Annotated in this window: 15 protein-coding genes and 1 tRNA gene; 5 read left to right on the forward strand and 11 right to left on the reverse strand. The window is 38.2% G+C overall.

What is annotated here, in order from left to right; genetic code table 11:
* Window positions 1–45: 45 nt before the first annotated feature.
* Window positions 46–180 (forward strand): hypothetical protein, encoded by a 135-nt coding sequence (locus IBX42_RS04075; protein WP_294929174.1) that lies wholly within the window; start codon window positions 46–48, stop codon window positions 178–180.
* A gap of 81 nt (window positions 181–261) precedes the next feature.
* On the opposite strand, the gene IBX42_RS04080 is transcribed toward IBX42_RS04075, so the two are convergent.
* The 11 genes from IBX42_RS04080 to IBX42_RS04130 all read right to left on the reverse strand — a co-directional run bounded on the left by IBX42_RS04080 (window position 262) and on the right by IBX42_RS04130 (window position 11773).
* Window positions 262–1431 carry a tyrosine-type recombinase/integrase gene (locus IBX42_RS04080; RefSeq protein WP_294929177.1) on the reverse strand — a complete coding sequence of 390 codons (1170 nt, stop codon included), beginning with the start codon at window positions 1429–1431 and terminating at the stop codon, window positions 262–264.
* A 257-nt stretch (window positions 1432–1688) separates the two neighbouring features.
* A tRNA-Asn gene (locus IBX42_RS04085) sits at window positions 1689–1763 on the reverse strand.
* Between the two features lie 66 nt (window positions 1764–1829).
* Entirely contained in the window at window positions 1830–2762 is a 933-nt protein-coding gene (locus tag IBX42_RS04090; protein ID WP_294929180.1) for a radical SAM protein, read from the reverse strand.
* A complete protein-coding gene (gene hemE, locus IBX42_RS04095) occupies window positions 2763–3794 on the reverse strand; it encodes a uroporphyrinogen decarboxylase (RefSeq protein ID WP_294929183.1) in 1032 nt (343 codons plus the stop codon).
* A gap of 82 nt (window positions 3795–3876) precedes the next feature.
* On the reverse strand, window positions 3877–4395 hold the full coding sequence (locus tag IBX42_RS04100) for a YqhA family protein (protein WP_294929186.1): 519 nt from the start codon (window positions 4393–4395) through the stop codon (window positions 3877–3879).
* Window positions 4396–4398: 3 nt separating this feature from the next.
* Window positions 4399–5433 (reverse strand): aspartate-semialdehyde dehydrogenase, encoded by a 1035-nt coding sequence (locus IBX42_RS04105; RefSeq protein ID WP_294929190.1) that lies wholly within the window; start codon window positions 5431–5433, stop codon window positions 4399–4401.
* 9 nt (window positions 5434–5442) lie between these two features.
* Window positions 5443–6735 carry a sigma-54 dependent transcriptional regulator gene (locus tag IBX42_RS04110; RefSeq protein ID WP_294929193.1) on the reverse strand — a complete coding sequence of 431 codons (1293 nt, stop codon included), beginning with the start codon at window positions 6733–6735 and terminating at the stop codon, window positions 5443–5445.
* A 34-nt stretch (window positions 6736–6769) separates the two neighbouring features.
* Window positions 6770–7183 (reverse strand): hypothetical protein, encoded by a 414-nt coding sequence (locus tag IBX42_RS04115; RefSeq protein WP_294929196.1) that lies wholly within the window; start codon window positions 7181–7183, stop codon window positions 6770–6772.
* Window positions 7132–7728, reverse strand: coding sequence for an LPP20 family lipoprotein (locus tag IBX42_RS04120; RefSeq protein ID WP_294929199.1), 597 nt, complete (start codon window positions 7726–7728; stop codon window positions 7132–7134). Before IBX42_RS04120 ends, IBX42_RS04115 begins: the two co-directional genes overlap by 52 nt.
* Window positions 7729–7773: 45 nt before the next feature.
* Window positions 7774–10266 (reverse strand): DNA gyrase subunit A, encoded by a 2493-nt coding sequence (gene gyrA, locus IBX42_RS04125; RefSeq protein ID WP_294929202.1) that lies wholly within the window; start codon window positions 10264–10266, stop codon window positions 7774–7776.
* Window positions 10267–10504: 238 nt separating this feature from the next.
* Complete coding sequence (locus tag IBX42_RS04130) at window positions 10505–11773, reverse strand: hypothetical protein (protein WP_294929205.1); 1269 nt, start codon at window positions 11771–11773, stop codon at window positions 10505–10507.
* A gap of 211 nt (window positions 11774–11984) precedes the next feature.
* Between IBX42_RS04130 and IBX42_RS04135 the strand changes: the two genes are divergently transcribed.
* The 4 genes from IBX42_RS04135 to IBX42_RS04150 all read left to right on the forward strand — a co-directional run bounded on the left by IBX42_RS04135 (window position 11985) and on the right by IBX42_RS04150 (window position 15968).
* A complete protein-coding gene (locus IBX42_RS04135) occupies window positions 11985–13238 on the forward strand; it encodes an ammonium transporter (RefSeq protein ID WP_294929207.1) in 1254 nt (417 codons plus the stop codon).
* Between the two features lie 57 nt (window positions 13239–13295).
* On the forward strand, window positions 13296–13634 hold the full coding sequence (locus tag IBX42_RS04140; protein ID WP_294929210.1) for a P-II family nitrogen regulator: 339 nt from the start codon (window positions 13296–13298) through the stop codon (window positions 13632–13634).
* A 126-nt stretch (window positions 13635–13760) separates the two neighbouring features.
* Window positions 13761–14936 (forward strand): ammonium transporter, encoded by a 1176-nt coding sequence (locus IBX42_RS04145; RefSeq protein ID WP_294929213.1) that lies wholly within the window; start codon window positions 13761–13763, stop codon window positions 14934–14936.
* A 231-nt stretch (window positions 14937–15167) separates the two neighbouring features.
* Entirely contained in the window at window positions 15168–15968 is an 801-nt protein-coding gene (locus IBX42_RS04150; RefSeq protein ID WP_294929216.1) for an energy transducer TonB, read from the forward strand.
* Window positions 15969–16020: the final 52 nt, after the last annotated feature.

A 16020-nucleotide genomic window follows, 5' to 3' on the forward strand; every position in this document is an offset into this window, starting at 1 on the left:
GTGCAATACTTTTGGATTGTTTTTTTGGTAAATTAGGTGCGAAAGTTGAGTTATAAATTAAATGAAACTTCAAAAACTATTCTTGTTAAACCAAACCAAACCAAATCAAACCAAACAAAACCGAGTTGTCGTGAGACATTCGTATTTTCGATAGAAAATACGGATAAGTTGAACGGTTAAACTTTCTTACGACAGTAAGAGAAGTTTAACACTTGATTTACTTTATGCGAAGTGTAGACAAAATTTATTGTTTTAATTAGTTTAACAGAATTCAATATCTTCATCTTTAATATTTTCAATAGATATAATGTTTATATATGATATTTGATTTATAATATCTCTCATTTTTTTTATATTTATTTTTTCTTGATTATATGTTGTGAAAGTTATATCTCTTAACTGAGAATGTCCGATTATATACTTTCTTAAATTTATATCATCACATACATTAAACAACTTCTGTGTGAAATTCTTTCTAAATGAGTGAATAGTTTTGTTTATATTAAGTGTTTTTTTAATATGTCTATTTATTCGTTTCTGAACTAAATCTTTTCCTCTTGTGTCGAAGAAAATATGTTCTCTATCACTTTTTACATAATCATTTAAAATATTAAAGATTTTATTGTGAATAGTAATCTTTCTAACTCCTGAGAGAGTTTTATCGTCAATGATATTAAGTGTTTTAAGTTCTAAGTTTATGTTTTCTTTACGAATATTTAACACACTTGATAATCTCATTCCTGTATGTAATAGAACATTAAAGAAGTCCTTTATTTCATTATCTTTTGTATCTTTTAGTAGTTTATTGATTTCATCTTCTGAAAATGAGTTATGAGGATTTTCGATAGTGTTTAGTGATAGTAATTTATCAAGAGGATTAGTTTTTATCTTTTTAAACAATACTAAGTAATTTAGAAATTGATTATAAGATATAAAGTGTTTATTTATTGTTTTTGAGTTTAATAAAACTGTTTCTTTATCATTCTCGTCATTTTCTTCAATTATGTTATAAACTATGTCGTCTATATCTAAACCGTCCTTATATCGTCTAAGAAAGTTGTTTGGTAATGTAGTTAATAAATCTCTGTATTCTATCCATTTATTTATATCTTCTAATTCATAAATTTTCAAAGTCTTCTTATAATCTAATAACAACCATCTAAAACTTGTTTCATATTGTTTAAAAGTATCTTCTTTTATTCTCTTAACCTTTCTACTATATTCTATAAAACTCTTAAATACTTCCTCTATTGTTTCAAAGTTTTTATCATATTCTGTTTTAGTTGATATTGTTGAGATTTTATCTGTTTTCTGTTTCTCTTTTAACAATACTTGTTCTAATTTTTTAATAATTCTTTGACTTTCTTGTTCATCATCATTTTCTTCTACTAAAAAACCTATTTGTAGATTTGTATTTAGACTGAAATCCATTTTTTTTAACCACTTTATAATTTTAATTTTGATTATATTACTATATTTTAAATTAGTAGTCTTTAAAGTGATTTTAACTATTTTCTTATTTACTCTAAGAACAAAATAATATCTATTGTTGATTAGTTGTAAATATTCAGTGTTAGTAGTTATATAATGATTATAATCATACTTTTGTTGTAAAAATGTTGTAAAAAACTCGTCTTTTAGAGTGTTTAATTCTTCGAAAGTCCGTGTTTTAGGGGTTTGTTTAAGTGTGGCTCCGAATACTGGATTCGAACCAGTGGCCAAGTGATTAACAGTCACCTACTCTACCGCTGAGCTAATTCGGAATGCTTAAATGTTTGATAGGTCGGAATTATACTCAATGGGTTTTAAAAAGTCAAGAAGTATGAGGGTTACTTGGAGCGTTTTCTCTTCTCGTTTTCGTGCAGGATGAAAAATTCTAAATTTCCGACCTTTTTTATGACTATTTTTGCATCAGATATGAGGCTATGAAGCCTTTTTTTGCTCTCTTCATCAAAGAGCAGGTTGATATCATCCATGGTTAGCGGTCTTTTATCCAGCGTGTTTAAAATCTCTTCATCGTCGTAGTGGCTGTTGTTCGGCTCAGCATGAACTCTTGAAGCTATATGGATGGGAAGAGATGCGTCAAAGAGCAGGGATGCGTTATGTAGCTCTTTGTAGCTTAGTCCACTTACCGGATATGCGGGCGGGCGGTCTATTGTGCCTAGATCAACTCTTGCGACGTTTAGTTTGAGTAAAACATCATTTAGTTTTTTTATCTCATCTTCTGTGTCGTTGAGTCCGTGAACAAAGAGAATCTCTATGAAAAGTTTTCCTTTAAATATTTTGCTAAACTCTATGACTCTTTGGACAATATCTTTTATCTCTATACCCGCATGAGGTCTGTCGATTCTCTTAAAAACACTCTCACTTACACCGTCTAGAGAGAGCTTGACTTGGTCAAGTTTTAAAAGAGAGTTAAAAACTTTCTCATCAACAAGCGTTGCACTGTTCGTGAGTATAAGCGTTTGAGTGCCGTTCTTTATCTTGTTTATCTCATCTATAAGTTCATCAAGATATGGGTAGAGGGTAGGTTCGCCGTTTGCAGTTATGGTTATGACGTCTATTTTCTCGTTTAGATGCTCTTTTAACTCGGCAATAATCGTAGAGACATCTACGATATTTGTTTGTTTATCAGTCGTAGCACTTGGAGCAAGTTCGCAGTATAAGCAGTCAAAATTGCACTGTTTTAGAGCAGGGGAGAGATCTATACCCAAAGAAGAACCGAATCTTCTTGAGTTTATGGGACCGAAAATCGTCTTCACTTACTTTTTGCTAACTCTATGGCATTCAGCTATAAAGTGTTTTGCATTTTCTACCGGAACGTCAGGAAGGATTCCATGACCAAGGTTAAATATGTGTCTTTTTCCACCCATAATGTTTTGTAGTGTTTCTACACACTCGGTAGTTGCCTCTTTTGAGTAGAGTCTGCATGGCTCCATGTTCCCTTGAAGGATATACTTCTCACCCAGTTTCTCACGTGCCAGAGCCATAGGAGTAGACCAGTCAACGCCAAATACCTCAAAATTTCCGTAAACTTTGTCTAAAAATGCAGGAATACCTTTAGGGAACATAATGATTGGGATATGAGGATATTTCGCTTTCAAGTAGTCTGCAATCTCGACCATATATTTCCAAGAAAATTCATCATATTTTGAAGGCTCGATCGCCGCAGCCCATGAGTCAAATATCTGAACAACGTCAATACCCGCTTCAATCTGCTTCTGCATATAGAGCTTTACGACTTCAGTTACTTTTGCAAGTATCTTATGTAGAAGTTCTGGATCAGAGTACATCATTTTTTTACAGATATTGTAAGTTTTTGTGCCTTCTCCCTCTATCATATAGGTTGCAAGTGTCCATGGAGCACCGCAAAATCCTATAAGAGCTTTGTCGTCTGCCAACTGCTCTTTTATAAGCTTTATAGTGTCGTAAACATAAGTAAGTCTAGATGCAGCTTCTTCACCGCCGAGAAGTCTGTTTAAATCTGCTTCACTTTTGATTGGGTCGTTAAATTTAGGACCTTCGCCCTTTATAAACTCCAAATCCATCCCCATCTCATCAGGAATAACCAAAATATCGCTAAATAGTATAGCTGCATCGACTCCAACTATGTCAACAGGTTGAAGTGTGACTTCGCAAGCTTTTTTCGGGTCATGACAAAGGCTTAAGAAATCTCCGGCTTGAGCGCGAACCTCCATATATTGTGGAAGGTAACGACCCGCCTGTCTCATCATCCAAACAGGAGTGTATGGAGTCTCTTTGCCAAAACATGCATCTACAAATATTTTACTCATTGATTGCCTTTATATAAGTGAATTTTTAGTGAGGGCGGTAGCCCAGATAAAGAGAGAAGTTCCCCATTCTCTCTTTGAGTAATTAATGACTTTTTCCTACTTTGCCTAAGAAGAAAAGTCCAATTGCTACAGCAGTAATTGATAGCGCTAAGTATAGCATATCAAGCGCACCATTATACTCTATATGACCAACTTTTTGAAAAAAGCCTACAACAAGTACCATTACTATTACTTTTGATATTTTGTCTTTTAACTGATCAAGAGAGTGGATTGCCAAAAGTTGAGTCTCGTCATGTTTGGACTCTTTTGCAGGGTCGATTTCAGATATAAAAAGCTCATATAGACCAAAAGAGAAAAGGAGCATAACTACGCCGATAAGATAGAGATCAACTGCTCCTATAATTCCGCTTATAATGTTTTCATGAAAATGCTCTGGATGCTCATGATTTAGGTAAGTCGTAATAATATATTTCGCAGTATCGTAGATATCAAAGCTTGCAACGATAAAGAGTGAAACAGCTCCAACAAGACCGAAAAATACTGCAAGAATTACAATAAACCTTGAATTCCATAAAACATTTTCAAATATTCTCTCTAACATTTTTTATTTCTCCTCTTCCATCTCTACCCATTTTTGGGCAATTCTAACTGCATTTGTAGCCGCACCTACTCTCAAGTTGTCCGCAACTATAAACATATGCAGCATATTTTTTGAGAAGGTATCGTTTCTAATACGTCCTACAAATGTCTCGTTTTTCTCTAAAGATATTGACGGCATAGGGTAAATAGATTCACTCGGATTGTCCAAAACAATGATGTTTGGAGCTTTTTTAAGAAGTTCTCTCGCTTCGTTTGCATCAACATCTTGAGCGAATGTAAGGGTAAGAGCCTCTGCATGACCGCGAAGAGTAGGGACACGAACACATGTCGCACTTAGAGGAATTTCTCTATGCATGATTTTAGTGGTCTCGTTTACCATCTTCATCTCCTCTTTTGTGTAACCGTTTTCTAGAAAAACATCTATTTGAGGGATTACATTTAGAGCGATTTGGTGTTTAAACGCTTTGTGTTCACTATCGCCGAGTTTAAATGAAAAGAAATCTTTCATCTGTGTTACAAGCTCTTCCATGGCGCTTTTCCCCGCACCTGAAGTCGCCTGATATGTGCTAACGTCAACCCTTGTCAAGGTGTATGCTTCATCAAGAGGTTTCAGCGCTTGAACCATCTGGATTGTTGAACAGTTAGGATTTGCGATAATTCCCGATTTTTTCCATTTTGCAATATCCTCAGGATTGACTTCTGGCACTACAAGAGGGATGTTCTTATCCATTCTAAAGTGAGAAGTGTTGTCGATTACGACTGCTCCTGCTCTCACGGCAGCCTCCGCAAACTGAGCGCTTACGCTTCCTCCTGCAGAAAAAAGAGCAATCTCTATATTTTCTTCTTCAAAAACAGTGTCGGTAAGCTCTTTGATTGCTATCTCTCTGTTTCCAAACTCGACACTCTTTCCTAGGCTTCTAGAGCTAGCTAGCGGAACAAGCTTGTTGATTGGAAAAGAGACCTCATGCAAAATTGCCAATATCTCTTCACCGACGGCTCCGTTTGCTCCGACTACCGCTACATTATATTTTTTTGACACTTCTACTCCTTATAGTTTATAATTTTTAATCTTTTTTTCTAAATTTGCTCTGCTCATGCCGAGTGTTTTGGAAGCTTTCTCAACATCGCCATTAGTAGAGGTCAACACCTCTTCAATCAGCTCTTTTTCCATAGACGCGATATCTTTTGTATTTATGAGTCCTCTTTGCTCCAAAAAGAGCTCATCTGGTGTTATTTCACTCTCTTCGCTCAAAATCACAGCTCTCTCAACAACGGAGATAAGTTCTCTTATATTGCCAGGCCAGTGGTAATCTAGTAGCTGTTTTATAGCCTCATCTGAAAAGCTTTTTAAATCAAAACCGTATTTTATACAATTTTGCTCTAAAACTTTTTGCGCTATCTGCAATATTTCATCTTTTCTCTCTCTTAGAGGCGGAATACTTACAGGAATTGTATTGAGACGAAAATAGAGGTCGTTTCTAAATTCGCCTTTTTTTATTCTCTCGTTTAGATCCGCATTTGTAGCAGAGATAACTCTAATGTCTATTTTTATGCCTTTTGATGAACCTAATCTTCGCACCTCTTTTTCTTGAAGCGCACGAAGGATTTTAGCTTGAACGCCGTAGGGCATCTCACCAATCTCATCTAAAAACAGTGTTCCGCCGTTTGCCTGTTCAAACTGTCCCGCTTTTGCTTCGCTTGCATCTGTGAAAGCACCCTTTTCAAAACCAAACAGCTCGCTCTCAATAAGGTTGTCTGGGATTGCTGCCATATTGATAGCTACAAAAGGCTTTTTTGCTCTAGGAGAATTTTTATGGATGTAAGAGGCAAAAACCTCTTTGCCTACACCGCTCTCTCCCAAAAGAAGAATACTTGCATCGGTTTTTGAGGCTTTGTCTGCAATTTTAAGAGCTGCTTCTAAAGCTTTTGAAGTTCCATAAAAACTGCTCGCTGCGTTATTGTCACTATTTTGAGGTAGCGTTTTTTTTACTTTTTGTATCTTGTCTTCTCTTTTGATTGCGTTTATAAGCGTATCCACGTCAAAAGGTTTTAGCAAGAAGTCTTTAACTCCGAGGTGAATCGACTCAATGGCTCTTTGAAGAGTTGCGTTACCGGTCATTATGATTACTTCAAACTTTCCGCCGAGCGTTTTAACAAACTCTATACCATCCATGCCGGGCATATTTATGTCTGTAATAACGAGGTTAAAGCTATCGTCAATACCTTTTAGTGCATCTTTTGCATTTTTAAATGTTTGAATTTCAAACTCTTTATAGTCGCTCATAGCGATTTCAAGAGATTTTCTCATATTGATATCATCTTCAACTATTGCAATTTTCACTAAAAAGCCTTAGGATTTGAGTGTTTTGGCACCCTTATTTTAAAGGTGCGATTGTAGCAAAATTATCATTAAAGTCGACTTTGAAGCAAGTCGTCTTAAGTGTCAGTACCGTTGTATAGCTGTTTTGCAGATTTATTGTTTTCTCGTCGTGGTTAACGTGCATACCGAGTTTATGAATATACTCTATAAACTCTTGGGGGTTTTTAGATATAAGTTTTTTTAAATTATCTTCAGAACTATTTTGTAAAATAAACTCCTCTTGCGGAGTTCCTTCACATTTTGTCATTGCTTTGGAGATAAGCAGTGTTTCGTTGTAGAGAATTGCATCTTTTACTATATATTTGTAAGAGATAAGGTACTCGCTTGCACTAAGTGCGAGCGAGCTAAAGAGTATGACTACTGAGCAAAGTCTGCGTGAGAAATTAAGATTTCCATCTCTACTTCGCATAAGCCCTCTTTAAAAGTGGTCTCGACGATGTCTGCATTTCTTACCATAGCTTGAACGTAGGTGCGTACAGTTGATCTTTGAACCATCATATTTTTAATGGTATCTTGTCCATCTATACGAACACCTTTGACTTTTTCTGCAATAGCTCTATACGCGTCAGCAATAGCCGCTCTTTTTGCAAGTGCGTAAGCTTGGGCCGGAGATGATGTGTTCATCGGAGCAACACCTTGCCCGATAACAGATATATGTACGCTCTTGTTTTTTCTTAAAACTTCTTCTTTAGCTGTAGCAGTTGCTATCTCTTCTTCTTTCTCGGCTTTAGCAACAGCCAACTCTTCTACAACTCTTTGGCTCTCTTTTTTTGCCTCACACGCTTGAGCTGTCGCTTGGGCAGCATCTAGTTTTGCTTGAGCTATTTCAGCTCTTACCTTGGATAGCTCCGCATTTGTCTGCTCAATTGCCGCAGCATCTACGGTTTGAACTTTGTCTGCTCCAGAGAGTGTCGAAATACTTAAAAGCATTGCAATCAGTATGGAATATTTCATTGTTTGTCCCTTGACATGGTTTTTATACTGCAGTAACAGCAACTATTATTCCAATTCATCCGAACCAAGCAATGTGCCTTCGCCTTCTTCATCATACTCTTCTTCAATAGGCTGTTTTGGACAGCGAGAAACATTTGCCACATCATCGCCTTTTACTATATAGACACCGCTTGTATTTCTGCTCGATTTGGATATGGTCTGCATATCTACTCTTATCATTTTGCCTGCTTTTGTAAGCGCCATCATGTCCATGTTCTCATCAACCATTAGACATCCGACTACATGCTTGCCCGTTTTTGCAGTCATTTTCATAGCAATAACACCAGAACCGCCACGGTTTGTTAAACGGTATTCGCCTGCATCGGTACGTTTTCCGATACCTTTTTCACTAACAATCAGTATCTCTTCCTCATCGTTTGCGATAATATTTGCATCAACAACTTCATCAGAAGCATGTTTAAACTTGATACCTCTAACACCCCTTGTATTTCTACCTTGGTCACGAGTTTTTTCTATGTCAAATTTTATACACTGTGCAAGTTTTGTTACGATAAAGAGATACTTTATGCCTTTGTCAGCAATTTTTGCTGTAATGATAGAGTCATCATCATCAAGGCTAATAGCTCTGACGCCGTTGCTTCTGATATTTGAGAATTCGCTTAGGTTTGTTCTCTTTACAACGCCTTTTTTCGTGAAGAATACAAGAGATTTCTCTTCGCTGAAGTCTGTTGTCGGATTGATAGACTGAATCTGTTCCTCTGCAACTAGATTAAGCAGGTTGACAACCGCCTTACCTTTTGCGGTTCTGCTTCCTTCAGGAATTTTGTATACTTTTAACCAGTGGAGTTGTCCGCGGTCTGTTACAAAAAGAAGAGTGTCATGTGTATTACATGTAAAGAATCTCTCGATAAAGTCATCTTCATAAGTAGTAACGGCTATTTTTCCTTTACCGCCTCTTTTTTGTTTTTCGTACTGTGCCAAAGGAACTCTTTTGATGTAACCTCTGTGAGTAATAGTTACAACCATAGGCTCGTTAGGGATAAGGTCTTCTACATCAATATCGTCATAATCATCTTCAATGTCAGTTCTTCTTGCGTCCGTGTAGGTAGCAAGGATCTCGTCAAACTCCTGATCTATGATTCCGTGAAGAACCTCTTCGCTTTTTAAAATTGAGTCTAAATACTCTATAAGTGCAAGAAGCTCACGAAGTTCATTTTCGATTTTTTCACGCTCTAGACCCGTGAGTCTTCCAAGACGCATATCCACGATGCTCTGCGCTTGAATAGTGCTGAAATCAAACTCTGAAACCAAGTTGTCTCTTGCTTCTTCAATATTTTTGCTTGACTTGATAACCCTGATAATCTCATCTATAATATCAAGAGCTTTTTTGAGACCCTCTAAGATGTGCGCTCTAGCCTTTGCTTTTTCAAGGTCAAAGATAGTACGGCGGATTATGATGGTTTTACGGTGATTTATAAAGTGTTTTAGTATTTCGATAATGCCGAATATTCTTGGTTCTTGATTTAATATAGATAGCATGATAATACCAAAAGTAGTCTGCATACTTGTCTGCTTGAAAAGGTTGTTGAGAACTATTTCACTCATCGCATCTTTTTTAAGCTCTATAACAACACGGATACCGTCGCGGTCTGATTCGTCACGAATCTCTGAAACACCGTCAATCATCTTGTCTTTTACAAGATTTGCTATGCTCTCAATTAGTCGCGCTTTGTTTACCTGATAAGGAAGTTCGTCAATAACGATAACGTCTCTGTTACCTTTTTTCTCAATATGAGTTTTTGCACGAACTTTTATACGCCCGCGACCTGTCTCGTAGGCATCCATAATACCTTTTTTGCCAAATATCGTTCCGCCTGTTGGAAAGTCCGGAGCTTTGATGTGTTCCATAAGTTCATAGAGTTCAATGTCGGGATTTGCCAAAAGAGCTTTTAAACCCATCATGACCTCTTTTGGATTGTGAGGAGGGATATTTGTCGCCATACCAACGGCAATACCCGAAGAGCCGTTAATAAGTAAGTTTGGTACGCGCGTCGGCATAACATCAGGCTCAACGGTAGTCCCGTCATAGTTTTCGATCATATTGACCGTGTTTTTTTCCAAATCTTTTAGAAGTTCACCTGCATATTTTGTCATTCTTGCTTCGGTATAACGCATAGCTGCCGCGCTGTCGCCATCAACTGAACCAAAGTTTCCTTGACCGTCAACCAGCTCCATTCTCATAGAGAAGTGCTGCGCCATACGAACTAAAGCATCATAAACCGCAGTATCTCCGTGCGGGTGGTACTGACCGATAACGTCACCGACGATACGCGCAGATTTTTTAAACTTTGCTCCGTGTGAAAGACTTAGTTTATCCATAGCGTAGAGGATTCTTCTGTGAACCGGTTTAAGTCCGTCACGAACATCAGGAAGCGCACGACCGACGATTACACTCATGGAGTAATCAAGGTAGCTACTCTGAAGAGTCTCTTCAATGTTTATGCTCTGTATATTATCGTTGTTTAACAAGTTGCCCATATATAACACCTAATCTTTATAATATTGAAAAATAAATTCCATAGATAGTACCTTATTGTCGCTTAAGAGTTGCGTAAATAGAGGAAACTTTTTTAGAAGTTTAAAGCAGTGTGCAAATGCGTTGCAAAACGTATAAAGGAACAAGAGATGTTACCGCAAACAACTGCTTTTAAGCAGTTGTTTTACGATATAAATGGTTTTAGGAGAGATAGAAGTTGATGTTTTTTTTCTAATAAAATTAGAATGACATCATAGACATAAATAGAATGTCGCCTCCTGAATATTGAGTTGTAGAAGTATCAGCTCTGTCGCTTGAAGTGTAAGAGTACTCTACGGTAAAACGTACGTTTTGTCTCATGTTATACTCTAAACCAAGAGAGTAGACATTGAAGTCTCTGTCTGCTGTTACATCGTCAGTGACGCCCAATATAGCTGCTTTGACGCCAAATTTTTCTACCGGATTAATCTGCATATCTAAATGGTAACCTGTTTTGTCCTGCGCACTTGTTGTAAGGACAGCATAATCGTCTTTATAAGAAACATAGTCATTCTTAAACACATAACCGCCGGTTACCATAACCGACATATTAGCTATAGCGCTCTCAATCTGAAGGTCGATGCCAGCCGAGTCCCTATCAAGCGCATCTTGATCTAGACCATGTACTTTATCGGCTAAAGATGTTGTGTCATCAGAATCTTGCAGCCTATCTCTGAGTTTTTTTCCAGAATCTCCGCCAATATAGTATCCGCCTAGAGCGATTGTTGAACTGCCTATATCAAACTCATATGCAGCTCTTGCCAAAGCTTTAAAAGAGTCGGTTCCAGTCTCACCACTTGCTGCAAACATAGGAACATATGCGCCTACTGTTGCATAGAAGCCATTTGCTCTATAGTAAACTTGAACACCTGTAGCTTCACCATCCCCGATACCTAAGCTTTGGAAGATGTTTGTTTTTTTACGATTCTCAAACTGGCGAACCGGTCTGTATAGACCCGTAGTATATATCTCCGTTCCCGCAAATGCACCGAGTGCATCAGTCATGTGGTAAGTTGCACCTACTCTTCCGCCCAGAGCTTCTGTAGCAAATGTTATCTTGCCCCCAATTAAACCTTCGGCAAACTCCATAGAGGTACCTACATTGTCAGCTATCTTGCCGCCGAAGATAAAAGCAGATTCATCAAAAATCTCTGTTTTAGTCTCCACGTCGTCACTTTTATCTTCAAGTACACGAGCTTTTATAACAAAAGCCATATTTAGAGTTTCAGGCATTCCTAAACCGCCGTTTGGCTCACTCTTTATCTCTTTACCGCTTGTCATCGTAAAGCCCGACATCTTAAAATCTCTACCGAAAGCATTCAGCTTTGGCATGTTTTGAAAGTGACAAGACATACAATCTGCATCCATTTGCCTAGCAAACGCAGGTGTTGCCTCCGCTGCCGTAGCACACATTAGTGTTAAACCAACCATAGAGATGATTTTTTTTGCCGAAATTCTAGCTTTCATCATGAAAACCCCTTATTATAAATAAATATTATGAATAAATCAAATTTATGCATAAGTAGAAATCATATAACTATAAAATTTAAAGCTAACTTAAATCTGTGTTTTTTGGGAAATTTGTCAAAAAGTGTGAAGTGATTAAAAAATAATCAGTTTTTTGTTGTATTGCAAACTTGGATGGTATATAATTTGGCAGATTAAAAAAAAGGATTGAAAAATGAAGAGGTTTTTGTTTGGTATGTTGTTTCTACCCTCCTTTGTGTTTGCAGAGGATGTGTTAAACAGCGGCGACACAGCGTGGATGTTGGTTGCTACGGCTTTTGTTATGCTTATGACGCCTGCCGGATTAGCGCTCTTTTACGGTGGTTTGACTCGCTCTAAAAATGTGCTCAACACAATAGGCATGAGCTTGGGTGCTTATGCGGTCGGTACTTTGGTTTGGGTTTTAGTCGGTTACTCTATCGCTTTTGGCGAAGGTGATATCATCGGCAGCGGCAAGGCACTTTTGAGCGGCATTACGCCACAGAGCCTCAGCGGAACAATTCCTGAGCTTCTTTTTGTCGCATTTCAGGGAACATTTGCAGCTATTGCGGTTGCAATCGCAAGCGGCTCAATGATTGAGCGCGTAAAGTTCTCTACCTATATAGTATTTGCGGCTTTGTGGATAGCTGTTGTTTACGCGCCTATTACACACTGGGCATGGGGCGGCGGAGAGACACTTAACTTTGGCGAGATGGATTTTGCAGGAGGAACAGTTGTTCACTTAAATGCAGGTGTTGCGGGTCTGGTTGTAGCACTTATTTTGGGAAGAAGAAGAGATTACGGCAAAGCTGCAATCAAACCCTTTTCCCCTGTTTTAGTAGCACTTGGAGCTGCACTCTTATGGTTTGGATGGTTCGGTTTTAATGCAGGCTCACAATTGGCAGCTGATGGTGTAGCGGCATCCGCATTTTTAGTAACAAACGTTGCGGCATCACTTGGTGTAATGGGATGGATAGTTGCTGAATGGATTGTTTACAAAAAGGCTACTATAGTGGGAGGAGCTTCTGGTGCAGTTGCAGGTCTTGTGGCCATTACTCCGGCTTCAGGAAGTGCGGGTGTAGAAGGTGCTATTATCATCGGTTTAGTCGGCGGTATTTTGGGATTCCTTGCTGTTTCAAAACTCAAAAACATGTTCAGAGTGGATGATGCACTCGATGCTTTTTGGATACACGGTTTAGTCGGTATCTGGGGTTCAATAGCTACGGCACTTTTTCTAGCTCCATATGCGATGCCAGAGGCTTACAGTATGGCTTCTCAGTTGCTGAGCCAATTTAAAGCTATTGCTCTAACTATCGTATATAGTGCTGTTGCGACTGCAGCTGTCTACTTTGTAGCTTCCATGATTACAGGCGGAGGACGAGTCGATGATGAGAGTGAAAACAGAGGACTTGATGAGACTGTACATGGAGAAAAAGCAATAAATCTATAGTGTTGCTTAAAAGCATAAAAATGGTTACAATTTTAAACTTAATTTGGAGATATTATTATGAAAAAAATAGAAGCGGTTATAAAGCCTTTTAAACTAGAAGATGTAAAAGATGCATTGGCTGAGATAGGGATTACCGGTATGACGGTAAGCGAAGTAAAGGGTTATGGACGTCAAAAAGGGCATAGCGAACTTTACCGCGGCGCAGAGTATGTAGTTGATTTCTTGCCGAAGATAAAGATGGAGATGGTTGTTGATGATGATAGTGTAGAGCAGGTAACAAGCACAATCGTAGAGGCTGCTAGAACAGGTAAAATCGGTGATGGCAAGATATTTATTACAGATATTGAAAAGATTATCCGTATTCGTACGGGAGAGACCGACGGTGAAGCTATATAAAAAGGAGGTAATTCCTTTTGGCTACGCTTGCCACTAAGACACTACTGATTAAAAATTAATCAACTAAAGTATATTTAATATCTTTGATAAAGTTATAATCTCCTTTAATTTTTTAAAGGATTTTATATGCTAGAGACAGATCTTAAATATATCCTCGATACTTTCTTTACACTCTTTACAATGACACTTATCATCTTTATGGTTCCTGGTTTTGCGATGCTTGAAGCGGGTTTGGTTCGAACCAAAAACGTCTCGGCGGTTCTTACGATAAACGTGATGATATATGCGGTTGCATCTTTGGCGTTTTTGCTTGTCGGGTATAAACTTGCTTTTGGCAGTTGGGATAGTGTCTCTAGCAGTATCTGGGCTGTTTTTATGTTTCAGATGGCATTTGTAGGTAAAACGGTAAACATCATGAGTGGCGGGGTTAGTGAGCGTGTGCGCATAATTCCTTTGGCTATTTTTACCGTTGTTATGGGAGCCGTTATCTATCCGCTTGTCGTAAATATTAGCTGGGGAGCGGATATGATTGCGGGAACTCTGCTAGACATTGAGATGCATGATTTAGCAGGTTCTAGTGTAATTCACTCAACAGGCGGATGGGCTCTTTTGGCGGCAATTCTTATCATTGGTGCGAGACGTGGGCGTTATGTCGGCGGTAAAATCAGAGTAATCCCGGCTTCAAATATTCCGCTTGTTGTTTTAGGAGCGCTTCTTCTTTGGATAGGGTGGTTTGGGTTTAACGGCGGAAGCGTAGGCTCAATCTCAAGTGTTGAAAATGCAAACCTTGTTGCAAAAACCATTATGAATACAAACACGGCAGGACTCAGCGGCGCTATTATTGCCGCAATACTGATGCATATCAGGTATAAACTTCTTGATATTACGATGATACTAAACGGAGCTTTAGGCGGCTTGGTTGCTGTAACGGCGGGACCTGATTTGTATGATATCTACACGCCGATTTTGGTGGGTGCAATCGGCGGTGCTTTGGTTGTTTTCGCAGTTCCGATTTTTGACAAACTTCGTCTTGATGACCCTGTTGGAGCGCTCTCTGTGCATTTGGTAAACGGAATATGGGGAACTTTGGCTGTAGGAATTTTTGTCCAAGATGTCTCTTTTGTATCGCAGTTAAAAGGGGTCGTTGTTATAGGAGTTTTTGCTTTTAGCGTCTCCTATGCTGTTTTATTTCTCATCAATAAGTTTTCAAAGTTTAGAGCAAGCGATGAGGCGCAACTTATCGGGATGGATATTAACGAGTGCGGGGTCGAGTCTTATCCGGAATTTAAAAGTTCAATCTGATGTTACGCACTAAAACGAACTCGTCCGTTTTAGTGGCAGGGACAAGATGTCCCTTGCAACCCCCTTGTCATGGAGTATGCCATTGGTTAGCATACCTAGAAGCTACGAAAAAAAAGTTTTTCGAGATTTATAGAGTATTTTACGAATTTTTTTGCAAAAGTGCGTAAGGTTAGCTTTAGTATGAAACGCATTTAACAAAGTAGTAACAATCTTTTTGTTACTATCTCTTTTATGATTAGACACTCCAGCTCCTTTTTTATCTCTATTGTTGTTCATCTGGCTCTCTTGTTTGGTGCATATTTTGCATGGAGCAGTTACGCAGAGACCAAAGAGGAGTGTCTGGAAGAGTCTTTGTGCCTACAGCTACGCAATGTTAAGAACGAACAAGAGAAGGTAGAGCCAAAAAAAGAGCAGAAGAAAATCGAGCAGCCAAAAAAAGAGATAGAGAAGAAGATAGAGAAGAAGATAGAGAAGAAGATAGAGAAGAAGATAGAGAAGAAGATAGAGAAGAAGGCAGAGCAACCTCCCGAGCCAAAAACCCCAAAAAAAGAGGTTGCAGTAGAAAAATCTTTGCCAAAAGTGCAAGAGATACAAAAGAACGAAGAAGTTAAAGAAGAGATAATCGAAGAAAAAAGTATAATAACAGAGAAAGAAGAGATAGAGCGGATTGTTGCAACCGCTCAAAAAAAGATGCCAAAAGAGCAAAAAGAGCAAAAAGCAGAGCCCAAACAGATTAAGCAAGTAGATGAGACGCAGGAGTATCTTAGAGTAAATACGCAAATGATAAGCGCACTTATAAGAGAGAATCTCTACTACCCTATGGCGGCAAGAAAGAGAAATATTACGGGCAGAGTTAGCGTAAAATTTACTTTGTGTCAGGATGGAAAAGTGAGCGATATTAAAATAATAGACTCAAGCAGTGATATTTTAAGCCGCGCGGCACTAAAAACCATAGAAGAACTCTCGGGAAAATTTCCAAAACCCAGAACCAATATAACTCTTACACTACCGATAGACTATAGTTTGAACTAATAATTTTAATGAAGTATTTTTTAATACTATAAACGTTAAAGTGACAAATTAT

The sequence above is a fragment of the Sulfurimonas sp. genome, assembly GCF_014859695.1.
GTDB lineage: Bacteria > Campylobacterota > Campylobacteria > Campylobacterales > Sulfurimonadaceae > Sulfurimonas.